Below are 471 nucleotides of genomic sequence, written 5' to 3'. Positions count from 1 at the left end.
TCGTCGACCTCTTTGATGCCGAGCTTTTGGCCCGCCAGCACGGTTGAGATGTTGATCCGCTTGCGATGCAGGCAAAGGCGGCCGCACGCGGTTACAAGAACCTCGCGATCGTGGAACGGATAGGTCAGCTCCGGCAGGCCGGCATAGGAACGCGCTGAGGCGACGTAGAGCTCGGCAGGGCATTTCATGTCGAGGGCCTCGTGCGGGCGTTCGGAGTTGAACTCGCGGACGAAGGCATCGAAGCGTTCCTGCTGCTGCAAGCTATTGCCGCCCGGTGGCCGGGTGGTTTCCTTTTTGAGGGTGAGGTGCATGCGCTCATGACGTCCGTTCTGTTGCGGGTGACCCGGCTTGATGCGTTCGATTGCAATACCAAGTCGGAGCCACCACACCGAGAGCTTGGAGAGGTTGAACAAGGCGTTGGGACTGGCGAAGGGCACGCCGTTGTCGGAGCGAATGGCGAGCGGCAGGCCG

At 62.0% G+C, this 471-nt stretch carries 1 protein-coding gene; it reads right to left on the bottom strand.

Annotation, left to right across the window (positions count from 1 at the left end):
- Positions 1-471 (bottom strand): integrase core domain-containing protein (locus AC0L3J_RS37420; RefSeq protein WP_473350435.1); only part of this gene is annotated, 471 nt, incomplete at both ends.

Source organism: Bradyrhizobium sp. Kon37 (genome assembly GCF_055807535.1).
Note: the sequence above shows the minus strand (reverse complement) of the source record. Positions and strands in the feature narration are given on the sequence as shown.